The 16,266-nt window shown below is 42.0% G+C and carries 14 protein-coding genes, 1 tRNA gene and 1 other annotated feature; of the genes, 9 read left to right on the top strand and 6 right to left on the bottom strand.

Annotation, left to right across the window (positions count from 1 at the left end; translation table 11 throughout):
• Nucleotides 1–53: 53 nt before the first annotated feature.
• A complete protein-coding gene (gene yknW, locus EDD57_RS03820) occupies nt 54–761 on the bottom strand; it encodes a YknW family membrane protein (protein WP_131848162.1) in 708 nt (235 codons plus the stop codon).
• A gap of 97 nt (nt 762–858) precedes the next feature.
• Here yknW and EDD57_RS03815 point away from each other — a divergent pair, with 97 nt between their 5' ends.
• The 7 genes from EDD57_RS03815 (at nt 859) to EDD57_RS03785 (ending at nt 7,050) form a co-directional block, all read left to right on the top strand.
• Nucleotides 859–1,803 carry a ribose-phosphate diphosphokinase gene (locus tag EDD57_RS03815; RefSeq protein ID WP_131848161.1) on the top strand — a complete coding sequence of 315 codons (945 nt, stop codon included), beginning with the start codon at nt 859–861 and terminating at the stop codon, nt 1,801–1,803.
• 81 nt (nt 1,804–1,884) lie between these two features.
• Nucleotides 1,885–3,555: a tetratricopeptide repeat protein gene (locus tag EDD57_RS03810; RefSeq protein WP_131848160.1), complete on the top strand. Its 1,671-nt coding sequence runs from the start codon at nt 1,885–1,887 to the stop codon at nt 3,553–3,555.
• Nucleotides 3,556–3,570: 15 nt separating this feature from the next.
• Nucleotides 3,571–3,885 carry a thioredoxin family protein gene (locus EDD57_RS03805; RefSeq protein ID WP_131848159.1) on the top strand — a complete coding sequence of 105 codons (315 nt, stop codon included), beginning with the start codon at nt 3,571–3,573 and terminating at the stop codon, nt 3,883–3,885.
• Nucleotides 3,886–3,970: 85 nt separating this feature from the next.
• Nucleotides 3,971–4,846 (top strand): RNase adapter RapZ, encoded by an 876-nt coding sequence (gene rapZ, locus EDD57_RS03800; RefSeq protein WP_131848158.1) that lies wholly within the window; start codon nt 3,971–3,973, stop codon nt 4,844–4,846.
• 31 nt (nt 4,847–4,877) lie between these two features.
• Nucleotides 4,878–5,819 carry a gluconeogenesis factor YvcK family protein gene (locus EDD57_RS03795; RefSeq protein ID WP_131848212.1) on the top strand — a complete coding sequence of 314 codons (942 nt, stop codon included), beginning with the start codon at nt 4,878–4,880 and terminating at the stop codon, nt 5,817–5,819.
• 15 nt (nt 5,820–5,834) lie between these two features.
• Nucleotides 5,835–6,767 carry a DNA-binding protein WhiA gene (gene whiA, locus EDD57_RS03790; protein WP_131848157.1) on the top strand — a complete coding sequence of 311 codons (933 nt, stop codon included), beginning with the start codon at nt 5,835–5,837 and terminating at the stop codon, nt 6,765–6,767.
• Nucleotides 6,768–6,789: 22 nt separating this feature from the next.
• Nucleotides 6,790–7,050: an HPr family phosphocarrier protein gene (locus tag EDD57_RS03785; RefSeq protein ID WP_131848156.1), complete on the top strand. Its 261-nt coding sequence runs from the start codon at nt 6,790–6,792 to the stop codon at nt 7,048–7,050.
• A 54-nt stretch (nt 7,051–7,104) separates the two neighbouring features.
• Here the strand turns inward: EDD57_RS03785 and clpP are convergent, their stop codons facing one another.
• Entirely contained in the window at nt 7,105–7,695 is a 591-nt protein-coding gene (clpP, locus tag EDD57_RS03780) for an ATP-dependent Clp endopeptidase proteolytic subunit ClpP (protein WP_131848155.1), read from the bottom strand.
• A gap of 235 nt (nt 7,696–7,930) precedes the next feature.
• Between clpP and EDD57_RS03775 the strand changes: the two genes are divergently transcribed.
• On the top strand, nt 7,931–8,644 hold the full coding sequence (locus tag EDD57_RS03775; protein WP_131848154.1) for a polysaccharide deacetylase family protein: 714 nt from the start codon (nt 7,931–7,933) through the stop codon (nt 8,642–8,644).
• A gap of 92 nt (nt 8,645–8,736) precedes the next feature.
• Here EDD57_RS03775 and EDD57_RS03770 read toward each other — a convergent pair whose 3' ends face one another.
• The 4 genes from EDD57_RS03770 to EDD57_RS03755 all read right to left on the bottom strand — a co-directional run bounded on the left by EDD57_RS03770 (nt 8,737) and on the right by EDD57_RS03755 (nt 14,630).
• Nucleotides 8,737–9,333 carry a prolyl hydroxylase family protein gene (locus EDD57_RS03770; RefSeq protein WP_243649430.1) on the bottom strand — a complete coding sequence of 199 codons (597 nt, stop codon included), beginning with the start codon at nt 9,331–9,333 and terminating at the stop codon, nt 8,737–8,739.
• A gap of 103 nt (nt 9,334–9,436) precedes the next feature.
• Nucleotides 9,437–12,019, bottom strand: a complete 2,583-nt coding sequence (locus tag EDD57_RS03765; RefSeq protein WP_131848153.1) for a transglycosylase domain-containing protein — start codon at nt 12,017–12,019, stop codon at nt 9,437–9,439.
• A 382-nt stretch (nt 12,020–12,401) separates the two neighbouring features.
• Nucleotides 12,402–14,081: an arginine--tRNA ligase gene (gene argS, locus EDD57_RS03760; protein ID WP_131848152.1), complete on the bottom strand. Its 1,680-nt coding sequence runs from the start codon at nt 14,079–14,081 to the stop codon at nt 12,402–12,404.
• A 41-nt stretch (nt 14,082–14,122) separates the two neighbouring features.
• Nucleotides 14,123–14,333: a binding site (T-box leader), on the bottom strand.
• Between the two features lie 225 nt (nt 14,334–14,558).
• Nucleotides 14,559–14,630 (bottom strand) — tRNA-Arg (locus tag EDD57_RS03755).
• Nucleotides 14,631–14,874: 244 nt separating this feature from the next.
• On the opposite strand from EDD57_RS03755, the gene rpoN reads away from it, so the two are divergent.
• The gene (gene rpoN, locus EDD57_RS03750) at nt 14,875–16,200 is read left to right on the top strand and encodes an RNA polymerase factor sigma-54 (protein WP_131848151.1); all 1,326 of its coding nucleotides are present in this window, start codon (nt 14,875–14,877) and stop codon (nt 16,198–16,200) included.
• The last annotated feature ends 66 nt before the right edge of the window (nt 16,201–16,266 follow it).

The following is a 16,266-nucleotide window of genomic DNA, read 5'->3' as shown; positions in this document are numbered from 1 at the left end:
TTGTCAAAATAAAGGTAGATCCAACCGAGAGATTGGATCTACCTTTATTTATTTTAACGAATGAGCATCGTTGCGATATCTGGATAAAAAATCGTCACATTGGTAAGTCCAAAGAATCCGATGACCAGAAACAGGATCGCGACGATCTGAGAATGTTGTTTGGATAATCCAGTGATCTCTTGTAAGCCTGAGATGAGCCAGATTGCATACCAAATGGTAAATAGCGAGAGATAGCTTAGTAAGGAAGATAGCAATCCTCCAGAGAGGTCTGGAAACAATACACCCAAGCTGGTAACAGGGGCACCAAGAGGATGTCCAGCCAGTCGATTAACTAAAAAGTCAGCGATCAGTGATAGCGTGGTTAAGAGATACAAATGGGCGGAAAAAGCATAGAGTTGTTTAAAGGTTGCTTTTCCTTGATAAGCCTTCACAAGTAGGAAAAGGACAAGGGAGTTTAGCAAACACGTAACCCACGGAATCATGAATCCTGCGAAACCGTAAGAGAGTCCCATGAACACATTCGCCTGGGCTTTTATTTCGGGAGGAAATGCTTGTCCTTGGAGTCTCTCAATATTGGCAATGGCTTCAGGGCTTGAACCGATCGTTTCTCCCACATAATAGAATGTTATCGACACGATGAAACTGAGCAAGAGAAGAGAGAGAACGAAACGAGGTTGCTCCCGAATCAAACGAAATTCTCTGATCGGATTCGTAAATAGTCCAAAGAGGGACGGCTTCATACGCTCGATTTGTTTTAACATTTTTCATCACCTATTTTTAATCTGGAACCGTTCTAGTTTATAATGGGGGTAATCAACTCATAATGACTGATCTCATCCAAAGGGGCTGCTTGTCCATATGAAGAATGTGAAAATCTTTACTGGTTCCTCTAATCCTACACTAGCACAAAACATTTGTACATATTTGGGGATACCGCTGGGAGAGGTTCGAATTAACCGTTTTAAAAGCGGGGAAATTTATGTTCATTATGAAGAAGGAGTTCGTAATTGTCATGTGTTCCTCATCCAGACAATGGGTGCTCCTGTTCATGAAAACCTAATGGAGCTTTTGATCATGGCAGATGCTGCACATCGAGCATCTGCGAAAAGTGTGACAGCAGTTGTTCCCTATTATCCTTATGCCCGTCAAGAGAAAAAAGATGCACCTCGTGAACCGATTACTGCGAAAATGGTCGCTGATATCTTTAAAACAGTAGGGGTGGATCGCGTTGTAACAGTCGATTTACATGCACCTGCTATCCAAGGCTTTTTTAATATCCCTGTGGATCATTTAACCGCGTTAGACTACATTACGGAATACCTAAAAGAAAAAGATATCAAAAATCCAGTTGTCGTTTCTCCAGATGCAGGACGGGCGAAAATGGCTGAGAAGCTAGCTACTTATCTAGATGCACCGTTCGCCATCATGTTGAAGAAGCGACCTTCCCATAACTCAGCTAAGATTACCCATATTATCGGAGACGTCCAAGGGTACACCCCGATCATTATTGAAGATATTATCGATACAGGGGGGACGATTGTGAGTGTAGTAGAGGGCCTTATGGAAAAGGGAGCCAATCCCGCCTACATTTGTGCCACGCACCCACTCTTTTCTGCAAATGCCTTGGAACGCCTTAACCATCCAGGGATTCACGAAGTAGTGGTGACAGATAGTATCCCCTTTACGCCAAACAGTGACAAGTATAAAACGATTCCGATTGCTCCTTTATTAGGACAGGCCATTCATATTATTATCTCGGGTGGATCGATCAGTACCTTGTTTCGTTCGGAGTCTGGTGTGTAAATTAGGGAGAATGTGGTATACTTGCCCAAGCTACCAAACCACCAGCTTTTGTGGTTGAATCATGCTGGTTGGAGGAAAATGATGAAGAGACAAGTAGAATTTGATAATACGAGCAAGAAAGTAGTAAGCATTAATTTAGATGCCAGCTTCTTTTTTGAACGTGCTTTAAAAATGTTAGATCGACGGCAGTATGAAAAGGCTCTAAAATATTTCCGTTTTGCTACCGAAAAAGAACCTTCAAACCCAGTTAACCACTGTAATCTAGCAGGGCTTCTTTCGGAGATGGGTAAATTTCAAGAGTCTAACGATATATTGGAGTGCGTAGTCCGTGAAATAGATCCAAATCTCACCGAGTGTTGGTTTTACCTAGCAAATAATGCTACCAATATGGAAGATTTCGAGCTAGCTGAGGACTACTTGTTGGAGTATCTTGGACGTGATCCAGAAGGTGAGTTTGCAGAGGAGGCTGAAGAGCTTCTCATGCTAATTTCCTATGAATTAGGACGTCCAGCTAAAGAAGTGGTTCCACTTTTTGCGGAGGCGTATATCCAAAAGCATGAGTCAGCACGGCAACTCCTAGAAACAGGTATGTTTGTGCAAGCAACCGAGATGTTAAAAGAGATCATAGAGGAACATGCTGATTTTCTACCTGCACGGAATAATCTAGCATTAGCTTATTACTATATGGGCCAGATGGACTCAGCTTTCCGTACAGTCACGGAAGTGTTAGAGATTGAGGAAGATAACATCCATGCTCTTTGTAATTTGGCTGTTCTATGTAGCCATATAGGAAAGAACGAAGAGTACGAACAATTAATCGAGATGTTACGTAATTTGATCCCTTTGCAAAAAGATCAGGCATACAAACTAGCAACCACGATGGGAATTCTAGGTGAGCATGAGGTGGCGTATGAACTGTTTGTCCGGATTGCTCGTTTAGAAGATCGCCCAGATGCCGCACTATACCATGCCGCGGCGATTGCTTCCTATCGTGTTGGAAAGCTAGACCGTGCTCGTTCATATTGGCATAAAGCAAAGCAATTGGCTCCAGATTCCGAGGTTCCTTCTTTCTTTTTAAATGCCTTGGACGGGGAAGATCCTAGCTTGCATTATGCGAGCTATCAGATGCAACTTCCGTTTGAGGAACAGTTGTTGCGCGCACCTATTACCGATACCAAACAGTTACAGCAACAGGTAAAAGAAAGCCCTCTGATTCGCTCCAGTCTGTTATGGGGATTAAAGCACGGCGAAGAGGATACAAAGTTGCAAGTGATTTACGCATTGGGAATGATTGAAGATGCTGAATCGGAGAGAGCTCTTCGTGCCTTCTTAATGCGTCCGGATGAGCCGGATTGGTTAAAAGAGATTGCGATCTTGCAAGTCCGGAAAATGAATCCAGATGAGGCCTTGTCCGTCATTCTCCAAGGGAGTGTGCGGTCCGATTGTCAAAACGAAGAGTCAGATCTATCTGGGCAGGTATGGCAGATTTGCTTGCCCCATTTGCAGGAAGTTGGAGAGCCGATCGTGATGGCGATGGAGGATTTTTGGAGGACTTGGTCTACTCAGCCCAAGTCGCAGATCATTCTTCAATCGGCTCGCAAATTAGAAGTATGGGCAGCGGCACTAGAGTATTGGGTTTCCAACCAATTAGATCGCCCGCTTTCAAAAGCAAATGTTGCTCAAAAATACGGGATCTCCCCTTCATCTATCACCAAGGCGATGAAGGAGTTTGACAAATATCCGATTACGTAAACGGGGGTTATATCAATGAAAGAACTTCAAACAAATACATTTCCTGAGTTTATTACCGCGGGTCGCAAAGTAGTTGAATTTAGCGCAGATTGGTGCATTGATTGTAAACGGATTTTGCCTGATCTTCCAGAGATTGAGAATACGTTTTCTTCTACGTTTGATTTTGCCATGATTGATGTGGATGAATCCCAAGAGGTTGCGCAGCAGTTTCAGGTAAAAGGAATCCCTACCTTTATTGTCTTTGAAAATGGTAAAGAAGTAGGACGTCTCCCATCTCGCAATGCAAAGACAAAAGAGCAAGTCGTTACCTTTTTACGAGAGTTGGAATAACCAGACCCGCTCTTGTCCAAAGTTAGATGCAGATGCTTTCTCTGCATCTTTTTTGTATACTTAACAACAAAGGGGGATATGACCAATGCCAAGCAATGAGTTACATTTAGTTGTCATCACGGGTATGTCCGGTGCTGGGAAGACGGTTGCGGTGCAGAGTCTTGAGGATCTAGGCTATTTTTGTATCGATAACCTTCCCCCTATCTTGTTATCCAAGTTTGCTGAACTCCTAGAGCAGACCAATGGAGGACTCCGGAAAGTTGCACTCGTGATTGATTTACGAGGACGTGAATTTTTTAGTGCCTTAGTAGAGTCATTGGAATCATTAAAGGAATCAAGAGGTGTAAACTACCAAATCTTATTTCTCGAAGCAAACGATGAAACACTCGTTCGTCGATATAAATTAACGCGTCGCACTCATCCGCTCTCTCCAGAGGGTACGGTTTTAGATGGGATTCTTCAAGAGCGGGAGCTACTGTGTGACCTGCGAGGCCGATCTCATCAAATTTTGGATACGAGTAACTTGAAGCCCACTGAATTAAAGGAAAAGATCGTTCATACGTATTCGGAACAACATAATTCAGGATTAAACCTTAGCTTTATGTCATTTGGTTTTAAGCACGGGATTCCCCTTGATGCGGATCTGGTGTTTGATGTTCGTTTTGTCCCAAATCCGTATTACGTTGAGTCCATGCGGCCTTTGACAGGGAAGCAAAAAGAAGTGGCCGATTATGTGATGAAATGGGAAGAAACCAATCGCTTTTTGGATCAACTAAAAGAGATGTTGACGTTTTTACTTCCTAAGTATGAAAAAGAAGGAAAGAGACAGCTCGTTGTCGGAATTGGATGTACGGGTGGTCAGCATCGCTCCGTAGCCATGGCAGAAGCTCTTTATGAGGATTTTAAAGAGGATGAGCGTTGCCAAGTGCTCCATCGTGATATAGAGAAAGGCGGCTTCTAAATTGTCATCCAAAAGACCGAAAGTCGTGTGCATGGGTGGTGGAACGGGGCTTTCGGTCATATTGCGTGGTCTAAAGAAATTCCCGGTTGATATTACAGCGATCGTGACAGTGGCTGATGATGGGGGAAGTTCCGGTCGTCTGCGCACGGATCTTCAAATGCCTCCACCTGGTGATATTCGAAATGTATTAATCTCTCTTGCTGATACAGAACCTTTATTAGAAAGTGTATTTCAGTATCGTTTTCAAACAGGAGAGGGACTGGCAGGGCATACATTGGGGAACTTGATGCTCGCCGCGATGAAGGAGATAACGGGGGATTTTACGACGGCCGTAAAAGAACTAAGTAGAGTGTTTTCGGTCCGTGGCAGAGTTCTGCCTGCTAGTGTCCAAGATGTTACTCTATGTGCTGAGATGATAGATGGAACCGTTGTCAAAGGAGAATCACAGATCCCAAACATAGGCAAACCCATTCGGCGAGTCTATCTCGAACCCTCTTCCCCGCTCCCTTTGGACGAAGCGATTGAAGCAATCCTAGAAGCGGATGGGGTGGTAATAGGGCCAGGCAGTCTTTATACAAGTATCCTTCCAAATCTACTCGTAAAAGATATGGCGACGGCCATTCGAAAATCACCAGCCCTAAAAATTTACATCTGCAATATCATGACGCAACTAGGGGAAACAGATGGCTTCCACGCCAGCGATCATATTCGTGCCATCTATGACCATGTGGGTGAATCTTTTTTTGATGTTGCCATTTTAAATAATGAAGTTCCCCCTACTGTGATTCAACAACAATACGCCAATCAAAATCAAACCATGGTTCTGCCAGATTTGGAGCTAGTCCATCAACTAGGCTGTCAACCACTGGCCGACAACTTATTGTTATACCGCTCTGTTTTGCGCCATGATGCAGAGCGTATTAGCCGCCACATTCTACGCCTAATTCAAGAGCGCATGTGTGATAAGAGCTAATAGGAAGGAATAACTATGTCATTTACCTCTGAAACCAAAAAAGAACTGACACAGGTCGAGTCGAAGATCTGTTGTAAACGCGCGGAATTATCAGCCTTAGTCCGAATGAATGGCACGATTCATCTCAAGCCTAGGCATCTGGTGATGGACATGGTCACAGAAAACCCTTCTACAGCACGTTATATGTTTACGTTAGTCAAAAGTATTTATCATCTTCAGCCGGAAGTGTTGGTTCAACGAAAAGTTCGTTTGAAGAAGAATAATGTTTATTTGGTTCGTGTAACAGAACGTGCTCAAGAAATTCTAGCAGATTTACAGATTTTGAGGCCGAATACATGGGAGAGAATCGAAGGGATTTCGCCCGCTCTCTTTGTAGATCCATGCTGCAAACGTGCCTATCTTCGAGGCGCATTTCTAGCATGTGGTTCTGTGAACAGTCCAGATAGTGCATCCTATCACTTAGAGGTTATCTCAACCTACTACCAACATAGTTTAGCTTTATGTGAACTCATGAATGAGTTTCAACTTCACGCGAAATTAATTGAGCGGAAAAAGGGTTATGTTGTGTATATTAAAGAAGGGGACAAGATCGGCGAGTTTTTAAACGTCATCGGGGCCCACCCATCGCTACTGCATTTTGAGAATATCCGAATATTAAAGGACATGCGAAATTCAGTGAACCGACTCGTGAATTGTGAAACCGCTAACTTAAACAAAACCATATTGGCGGCGATGAGACAGAAGGAAAACATAGAGCTGATAGAGCGAGAGATGGGACTGGATGAGCTGCCAGATCGCCTTCGAGAGATCGCAGAGGCTCGTCTACAGTATCCTGAAGTAAACCTTACGGAACTAGGACAATTGTTACCTAAGCCAGTAAGTAAATCAGCTGTAAATCACCGTCTTCGCAAATTGGATGAAATCGCCCAACAATTAAAAGAAGAGTAAAGGTAAAGGGAGGAAAAGACAAATGGCTGTTGAGAAAAAAGTAAAGGTTCAACTTGAGACAGGCTTACATGCGCGTCCTGCGGCTTACTTTGTTCAAGAAGCGAATAAGTATGCTTCTCAAGTGTTTATCGAAAAAGAAGGTCGTAAGGTAAATGCCAAGAGCATTATGGGTGTGATGAGCTTAGCTGTTGCGAAAGGTACAGAGATTGTGATCAGTGCCGAGGGGATCGATGAAGAGAAAGCGGTAGAGGCGCTTGCTACGATTGTCATGAAAGCGGAATAGATTAGACGAAAAGAAGAACCCAAGCACGATTGTGTACAAGGGTTCTTTTTGGACTTACGTTTGATTGGTCGAAGTAATCACTTTGTCGATCAATCCATAGTCTAGTGCTTCTTGTGCAGACATAAAGTTGTCGCGATCGGTGTCTCTCTCGATCTTTTTAAGAGGCTGACCTGTAAACTCAGCAAGTTTATGGTTCAACTGGTCACGCATCTTCAGAATTCGGCGTGCTCGAATTTCGATATCACTCGCTTGACCTTGCGCGCCACCAAGTGGTTGGTGAATCATCACTTCACTATTTGGGAGGGCGTATCGTTTACCTTTTGCCCCAGCAGAAAGCAAGAAAGCCCCCATTGATGCCGCCATCCCGATACAGATCGTAGATACATCAGGTTTTACAAACTGCATCGTATCATAGATCGCCATACCTGCCGTAATGGAACCACCAGGCGAATTGATATATAAATGAATATCTTTGTCTGGATCGTCCGCTTGTAAGAAGAGTAATTGTGCTACGATCGCATTCGCTACTTGGTCATCCACTTGGCTCCCAAGTAGGATAATGCGGTCCTTTAGCAAGCGGGAATATATGTCGTAAGAGCGCTCTCCACGAGATGTCTGTTCCACAACTATCGGTACTAAATTCATCCGAAGCCACTCCTTATGTAAAGAAAATATTGGATTTCAATACATATATCATAACCTAAAGGTCAAAAAAGGTCAAATGAAATCAATAAAAAAGTGTAAACCTAATTTCAACCGTGTTTTCAGGGATTTTCCTGCCTCTTTCACTTATGTTGATTGGTGGAGTAGGGGCTGATCAATTGAAAAAGAAATATGTGGATTAATCGGCAAAAACCACTCACACGATATGGAGGACTTTATGAAGAAATGGACGACTCGAGTTACGCTCACCCTTGCTGTTTTGTTGATCATCATGTATGCACTCTTTCAGCTTTCTAAGTCTAGAACTTACCAACTATTTGGAGATCTAACAGATCGGGTTGATACCAATCAGAAAGTGATCGCCCTTACCTTAGACGATGGACCGACCGAGCAGACCGACGAAGTATTAAAAGTACTCAAAGAGGCCGATGTGAAAGCTACTTTTTTTGTGACGGGAGCAGAGTTACAACAACACCCAGAGGAAGGGAAAAAGATTGTTCAAGCGGGTCATGAATTAGGCAATCATTCATACTCACACACTCGAATGGTATTAAAGTCCCCTAGTTTTATTAAGAATGAAATTGAGAAAACAGATCAACTCATTCGAGATGCAGGTTACCAAGAAGAGATCCTATTTAGACCTCCAAATGGAAAAAAGCTGATCTTGCTACCTTACTATCTAAGCCAACATAACCGGAAAACGATTATGTGGGATATCGAACCAGATTCCTATGCAGATATCGGTTCAAATTCAGATAAAATAGTTCAACATGTAAAAGAGAATGTAAAGCCAGGATCGATTATCCTTCTGCATGTTATGTATAAGAACAGGGAGGAATCCCTGAAATCGATAAAAGGAGTCGTAGAGTCTTTGCGGAAGCAAGGTTACACATTTAAGACGGTCTCCGAACTACTAGCTGAGAAAAAGTAAGATAAATCATACGAAAAAGCACTACCTAGAGCTAACTAAGAACTGTTAACTAGGTAGTGTTTTTGATTTTGAATAGGATATCTTCACTCTACTTAATATTGCTGTTTCTCACGGAACCATAGTGTGGCAATCCATTTATCGCCCTGTACCACTGGGCGCCCTGCGTGCATCGCACGTTCATTTGGAACGTTGGTGCCTCTTATGCAATTTTCAAAGAATAGAAAATTACCTTGGCGAGGAGTAAATTTGAGATCTAGATAGTCAAAAGTAGTTTCTCCCCCTTCGATAACATCGTTTAGGTAGAGGATTGCTGTAAACATCCGTTGCCCGCCTCTTTCTACTTGACCCTTTCCATATTCAGTATGAACATTATAAGTATCATGATGAAAATGGAACTCTCCCCCGGGCTGGTAGGTGGCTACTTGCAGGGGTTCCGAATGGTTGAGCTGCTGATTTACAAGAACAGCTACACGTACACATACATTCGAGAAAACGGCATCATAGTAATGATTAAGCCAAGTATAATCCGATGTACGCTCTGGTCCATGACCGTAAGATTGGGCAGGAATAATATGTTTCTTTGCGACTTCAATAATATGATTACATTCCTCTGGGGTTATAACTTGTTCATAATAGGACACCAAAGGGTCGTCATGTAGAACGGTCGGATTTGTAGTCAATCCTGTCAATAAAATCGCCTCCATACATGATTTTGATCATTCTCATCATAAGTATTCGATCAATGTAATTTTGATTCTGTGTACAACTTATAATGAGAAGAAAATGTACCTTCTAATTTGTCGGGTTTGTAGGCCTTATCTCTTTTGTCCCTTCTGGACGTTTGTTTTCTGGCTCCGGTTTTCCTTGATTTTGATCTCCTAAGTCTGGTTCTTTATCTGGTTTACTTGGATTAGGTTCTGGTTTACTTTGATCATTATCTGGCTTGCTTGGCTTAGGATTTGGTGGACTATCTGGTTGTTTCTGCTGTTTGTCGGACGATTGTACTTTCGATTTTTGAAGAGTCAACTCTTTCTCTACGACTGCTGGGAGAATGGATTTATCTTTTGATTTAGCAATAATCTTATAAGTAAACTTCTGGTTTGGAGTGTTTGAATCCACAGGTGCAAATGTATCTTTTAGCGAGTCTGCTGTCCCTTCTGTGACCAGTACGTATTGACCTTTTGAATCCAATCTTTCTACTCTATAAGTGACATTAGGGTCACGAGAACCACCGATAATGTTGATCTTGATATCTTTACTCTCTCCTTCTGTTGAGATAGTGATATCAAAATTTTCTAACCGTGGTGGAGGAACCGGTTCTGGGACACCAGACGGTTTTTCAAAGCGGCGTGTATCACTACTTTTCACCACTTTCTTCATGACCTTACCCCACATTTCAGCTACTGAGTCACCGCTAACTTTTGTATCGCCCTGTTTCCCATCTTTATATTCATTAAAGACTACAGCAGATGCTACATAATCGGGTGTAAAACCTACAAACCAACCTGATCTCTTATTCTGAGTGGTTCCTGTTATACCAGCTACATCAAATTCTGGTATTTTCGCTCCCTTATCATCTCCCTTAGGACTTTCTACTGCTTCTTTCAACATTCGTGTCATATAGTATGCAGTTTTAGCAGAAAATGCTTGATCGCCACTCTGATTTGTTTCCATCTCCTGATTAGGCAATGGTTCTATTTTATTTTGTTTGTTATCTTTCACCTCTAGAACAGTGTATGTTTTTATAAATTTTCCGTTATTAGGAAATGTGGAATAAGCTTGAGCCATCTGTATGGGGGAGAAGCCTTTGGTTACATCACCGATCGCAATGGCATCCGGTGATTCCAAATCTTTCTTTTCAAGAGGCAACTGGAATTTATCTTGCAAGAACTTAACTCCTCGATCTACTTTTACTTCATCTACGAAAAGCTTAGTTGCTACATAACCAGACGAAGTAGCTAATGCTTGGGAAAGAGTAACGTTCCCTAAAGGAGAATATTCATTTTGGTCCGGTTTTTCATCTTTATGTAGTTCCACATAAGGGCTATAAACAACAAGTGGCGTAATCGCGGAGCCAGGCTGTTGTTTTGTAACTCCCCAATTCAGACCTCCCGATATGTAATCCTTCCCACCAGATAAAGCGAGAACGAGCCCTGTTTTACGTTCCAGTACAGTAAAGCTACTATTTAAATCATTATTTTTCCCTGTCTTAGAGTCTCCTCCAGTAGTGTTCTTTGTCTCATTTTCTATCGTTTTATCTATCTCGGGATCAATCGCAATTTTAATCTGATACGCTTTGGTACGTAAGTCTTCTTTCGAAATTCCATATCGTTCTTTTAATTCAGTCCGCACTAAATCAATATAAGCTGCATGGCTCTTTAGCTTAAATTCATTTAGGAATGTATTTTGCTCGTCTTTCGCAACTTGAAGAGGTTTTGTAATAGCCTTATCCGCATCTTCCATCGAGATGACCGCTGGTGTATCCTCGCTACTAGTCATCTTTTTCTTCAGAACCCAATCACGGCGCTCCTTGGCATTTACCTTCTGTTCTTCGTTTCCCTTCGGATTAAGTCGAGTAGGATTGTTTGGAATAGCCACAAGCAAAGCAACCTCTTCGTCTGTTAATGGAGTCTTGGTTAAATCTTTACCAAAGTAGAATTTCGAAGCCGCTTGTACCCCTTGGATGGTCGGGCCAAAGTCAATATAGTTTAGATATGCTTCTAACACCCCTTCATGCTTATGCGTCTTTATTAACTTTCGGGCTGATGCGATTTCATTTACCTTCCGTTGTAAGGTTTTTTGTTTCGAGTCTAATACCATGTTCCGGGAGACCTGCATGGGAATGGTTCCTCCACCCCCCGAACGGCCTTGCAAGTTATCGAAGACGGCCCGAGTAAGACCCCAGAAATCGACTCCATCATGCTTCCAGAAGCGTTGATCTTCTACTTTTACTAAGGCAGCAGGCAGTTTAGGATTCACCTTCATAAGCTCATCTAGTTTGATAGGTTCAATCTTCTGTGCACCAATTTTCGTTATGATGTTATCTTTTCGATCTACTAGTGTAGAGGGGGAGTCTGGCTTTTGAAGTTCCGCGTTTGCATTATCAGGTACTTTAGAAACAAGATACGCAAGGTAAATCGAACCACATAAAACAGGAAGGCATACTACAGCTAGCATGACCTTCCAATTCAAAATCTTTTTCCATTTATGTTTACTGCGGCTTCCACCATCATGTTTCTTTATAACTTTAGAACGCGAATGGCTCCGATCTTTTCTTTTAGGGAAACGTTCGGAGTTAGGCGGAAGAGTAACAGGTGCTTCTAGGGTCCTTGTCTTGCCCTTCTTCATAGTAGTTAATAGCTTTGGTTTCTTCATAGTGTATCCAGCCCCTTAACTCAACATCGTATTGCCCAAAAAATGGTGGAGATTTCTTTTTTGTTGAATATTTTAAAAGAGGGGGATAAAGATTAGATGAAGGAGGAATCGATTTCACATAAAGATTGTGTTGCCTTTTCTAGACAAAAAAATATGCCCCCCTAATGTGAAATTTCGTTGGTAATAGCACGAAACACATTAGGAGGCGTATTGGTTCGTCTTGATTTTCGATCTGAAGTTAGTCCTATTAATCTAACGTAACAATCGTTGAAGAAGCTTCATCGTTCCAAGTACTTCTTCCGTTCCCCATAGGTATATTATCTAGATTGTATAACCTTCTATTGTTCGGAAGTGCTAGACGCATCCCGCCCGCATCCTTCTATTACATTGATTTTGGGGATTGAATACCTAAGATTCTTAGACACTCCTCGATTACAATCGCAACAGAGTACACTAGGCACAAACGAGCATCTTGATCTTCTGAATCGAGAATTCGCACCTTTGCATAGTAACTGTTAAAGTAACGGGCTAGATCTAATGCATACCGAGCAATTTTCGACGGATCATAATCCTCCCAAGCTTGCTTTACGACTTCATAAAAGCGAGTAAGGTGGGAGATGGTATGCCATGCTTCCTCCTCGCGAATAGAGTAACCTGTTTTGGGGATGAAGCATCCAGCTTTACGCAATAATGAGTGGCAACGAGCATGAGTATATTGCAGATAGGGTCCCGTTTCCCCATCAAAATTAAGCATCTGCTCAAAAGAAAAGTCAATATCGTTGGTTCGGAAGTTTTTCAAGTCTTGGAAGATAACTGCTCCGATACCGATTTGCTTGGCAACTTCTTCTTTATTTTCGAGGTTAGGATTCTTCTCGCTGATGATTTGATGTGCGAGATCGGTTGCTTCGTTTAGAACTTCTTCTAGCAACACAACTCTACCTTTTCTAGTAGACATTTTCTTGCCATCTTGCAACATCATCCCAAAGGGGATATGAACCATATCCCGTTCCCACTCAAAGCCTGCTTTCTGGAGAGTTAGCTTTACTTGTTTGAAATGTAGAGATTGTTCACTTCCTACCACATACAAAGATCGTGCAAAATCATAGTTTCTCTTACGGAATAATGCAGTGGCAAGATCACGAGTCGCATAGATGGTTGCTCCATCCGATTTTTGAATGAGGCAAGGTGGAGAGTCGTACTCATCTAAAGTTACTACTAGTGCGCCATCACTTAATTCAAGTAGTCCTTTACTGTTAAGGATCTCGATAACTTCATCCATTTTATCGTTGTAAAATGCTTCACCTTGTATATGGTCGAAGGAGACTCCTAGTAGATTGTAGATCCGAAAGAACTCTTTCAAGGATTCTTCCCGAAACCAGTTCCATAGGTGGCGAGCTTGAGGATCTCCATCTTCGAGCATTTTGAAGAAACGACGACCCTCATCGGCTAACTCGGGATGATTTTCAACTTCATCATGGAATTTAATGTACAGGCTTAGAAGCTTTGAAATCGGCTGTTCCTTTACACGTTCTTCATTACCCCATTTCAGATAGGCAACAATCAACTTTCCGAACTGTGTACCCCAATCGCCTAGATGGTTAATACGGATCGGAGTATAACCGTTCTTTTCTGCAAGGTTTGCGATGGCATTTCCGATAACTGTAGAGCGAAGATGCCCCATAGAAAACGGCTTTGCTATATTCGGGGCAGATAAATCAATCGTTACATTGCTCTTTTGACCATCCGAATTAGAACCGAATTTTTCTTTCGATGAGATAATTTGATTGGTAATTTTCTTGCTAACGTACGTCTTATCTAGAAAAACATTGATATATGGACCAACTGCCGTGACCTTCGAAAAAAGAGAATGTTTAATCACTGTAGCTAAATTCTGTGCAATATCCTGTGGAGACTTCTTAAGTGATTTAGCCCAACTGAAACAAGGGATTGCATAATCGCCAAAAGTAGGATTTTTAGGCCTTTCCACCGTGATTTCTATGCCAGTTAGATGATCTTTTAACGTTTGTTCGAGTGCTTGAACTACCATCGTTTTAATGTCCAATTTCATTCCTCCTAAGTAAAAAATAAAAAACCCATCTCCATAAAGGAGACGAGTTTTCCCGTGGTACCACTCCAGTTGCAATATAAATTGCCACTTTCATTTATGATAACGGGATTGCCCCGGATACGCCTACTTTGTTTCAACGTAACAACTCATGAGTGCGCTTCAATGAAAGGTGTTTACTAGGCTCGCAACGTCCCTAGCTTGCTGGAAAACTACCCCTACATCTATTCTCTCGGTCATTGATTTTTTTGTATCAAATTTTAAAAGCATCTTATCAAATCACAATTAGGAAGTAAAGGAGTTTTTTATGTGAATATTGTACGATGAATTAGAAATTGAGGATGATTTTTTTGGAAATAGAGACTAGTTTGATGTTAGAAACTCGTTAGAAATCCCACATTTTCCTCATAACAAAAATACCCTCAAACATGTTGGCACACTTGGTGATATCATGTTTGAGGGTATTCTATTTTACGCGCCTACCAGGATTCGAACCTGGGCGCTTGGTTCCGGAGACCAACGCTCTATCCCCTGAGCTATAGGCGCACATCAAATCAAATGAAATTATATCATATCTATCTATTGAGAAACAAGAATATTTTCGTTTGAGTGACAGGAGATCGTTTTGCTGTTAACTTTTGTTACATACGAGTAAGTCCCCTTTATGATAAGATGAATATAACGAAAATAGCTTTCCATTTTGTCTGAAGTGTAATGATTCCCATTGCTAGATAATCTGAATACAAATATATTACGAACTCGAACTCATTTATGGCTCGGAGGTGGAGAATTGGCTCTTGAACTTGGGTTTCACTTACAGCAAGAACAGCGTTTACAATTGACGATGACCCCTGAACTACGTCAATCCATTCAACTCCTTCAATACTCAGCTTCTGAATTAGCGTTGTATATTCATGAGCAAATACAGGAAAATCCGCTTATTTCTCTTAAAGAAAAACCAAAGAATGAGGAGTCAGTGGGTCTTTTTGGAGCCCGCTACACATCTAAAAAGCAACGTTACGACCATCACAATCAGGAACTGTATCAGGTAGAAACGAGTCCGTCTCTCACACAAGAACTAGAGGAGCAGATTCGATTGCTTCCTTTGACTGCTGTAGAGCGAGATGCTTGTCTGTTTCTGATACATTCACTTGATGAACGTGGGATGATCGATTCCCTTTCCATAGAAGAATGTAAGCGCTTACAAAATTCTGAATCACTTGTTTCCCGCGCGCTACATACGATCCAGTCTTTAGATCCGGCGGGAATCGGAGCCAGAAATGTATCTGAGTGCCTAGAACTTCAGCTTCGGAGAATGAAGGCGACTGAACTTGCTTGTCAATTAGTTTATCAATTAATCGAATTGGCCGAAGAGCGGTACCAGGAGCTCTCGATACGATATCAATGCACATTGGACGAGATCGTATCCGCAGTAAGCGAAATTAAACGTTGCAATCCTAGGCCTGTAGCCAATTATAGTACGGAATCTCCACGATATATTGAACCCGATATTCGAATTCATTGGGAGCAAGAGGAATATACAGTTCAGCTAAACGAGCGATTAATTCCGCAGATCGAGATTCACTCCGGATACGACGAAGCCACCTATCATCTAATGGATGACTCATCTAAGGAGTATGTACGGAGTGCCATTCAACGTGCAATCTGGTTAAGCAAAGCAATTGAACAGCGCCGGAAAACGATTTTATCTGTTACTCAAACCGTAATGGAGCATCAACGTGCCTTTTTTGAGCAAGGAGAATCCCATCTCCGCCCTCTTAACCTACGCGAAGTGGCAGAGGAGATTGGTGTTCACGAATCGACAGTAAGTCGTGTCACACAAAACAAATTTATTGAAACAGACCGAGGTGTCTTCCCATTTCGTTACTTCTTCCCCAACGGTATTACCAACCAACATGGAGTCGAGATGACAACAACAAAGGTGAAGAATCAAATAGCCGAACTCATCACAGACGAAAATCGGGCCCAGCCCCTATCCGATCAACTCATTTCTAACTTGCTCCGGCAAATCGGTATCGTTATCTCCCGCAGAACCGTTACCAAATACCGCGAAGAGCTAGGGATTCCCTCTTCTACTAAGAGACGTAGGGTGTAAAGATGGATGAGTAATGGGGAATAAATTATGCCATATATCTATCTATCTATCCTCACAACACATGAA

The organism is Baia soyae (assembly GCF_004341445.1).
Taxonomy (GTDB): Bacteria; Bacillota; Bacilli; order Thermoactinomycetales; family Thermoactinomycetaceae; genus Baia; species Baia soyae.
The sequence above is the reverse complement of the archived record's forward strand: the minus strand, read 5'-3'. Positions and strand labels throughout refer to the sequence as shown.

Bases quoted from the DNA above. Each gene is read 5' to 3' on its own strand.
- yknW (WP_131848162.1), bottom strand. From the start codon at position 761: ATGTTAAAACAAATCGAGCGTATGAAGCCGTCCCTCTTTGGACTATTT.
- EDD57_RS03815 (WP_131848161.1), top strand. From the start codon at position 859: ATGAAGAATGTGAAAATCTTTACTGGTTCCTCTAATCCTACACTAGCA.
- EDD57_RS03810 (WP_131848160.1), top strand. From the start codon at position 1,885: ATGAAGAGACAAGTAGAATTTGATAATACGAGCAAGAAAGTAGTAAGC.
- EDD57_RS03805 (WP_131848159.1), top strand. From the start codon at position 3,571: ATGAAAGAACTTCAAACAAATACATTTCCTGAGTTTATTACCGCGGGT.
- rapZ (WP_131848158.1), top strand. From the start codon at position 3,971: ATGCCAAGCAATGAGTTACATTTAGTTGTCATCACGGGTATGTCCGGT.
- EDD57_RS03795 (WP_131848212.1), top strand. From the start codon at position 4,878: ATGGGTGGTGGAACGGGGCTTTCGGTCATATTGCGTGGTCTAAAGAAA.
- whiA (WP_131848157.1), top strand. From the start codon at position 5,835: ATGTCATTTACCTCTGAAACCAAAAAAGAACTGACACAGGTCGAGTCG.
- EDD57_RS03785 (WP_131848156.1), top strand. From the start codon at position 6,790: ATGGCTGTTGAGAAAAAAGTAAAGGTTCAACTTGAGACAGGCTTACAT.
- clpP (WP_131848155.1), bottom strand. From the start codon at position 7,695: ATGAATTTAGTACCGATAGTTGTGGAACAGACATCTCGTGGAGAGCGC.
- EDD57_RS03775 (WP_131848154.1), top strand. From the start codon at position 7,931: ATGAAGAAATGGACGACTCGAGTTACGCTCACCCTTGCTGTTTTGTTG.
- EDD57_RS03765 (WP_131848153.1), bottom strand. From the start codon at position 12,019: ATGAAGAAACCAAAGCTATTAACTACTATGAAGAAGGGCAAGACAAGG.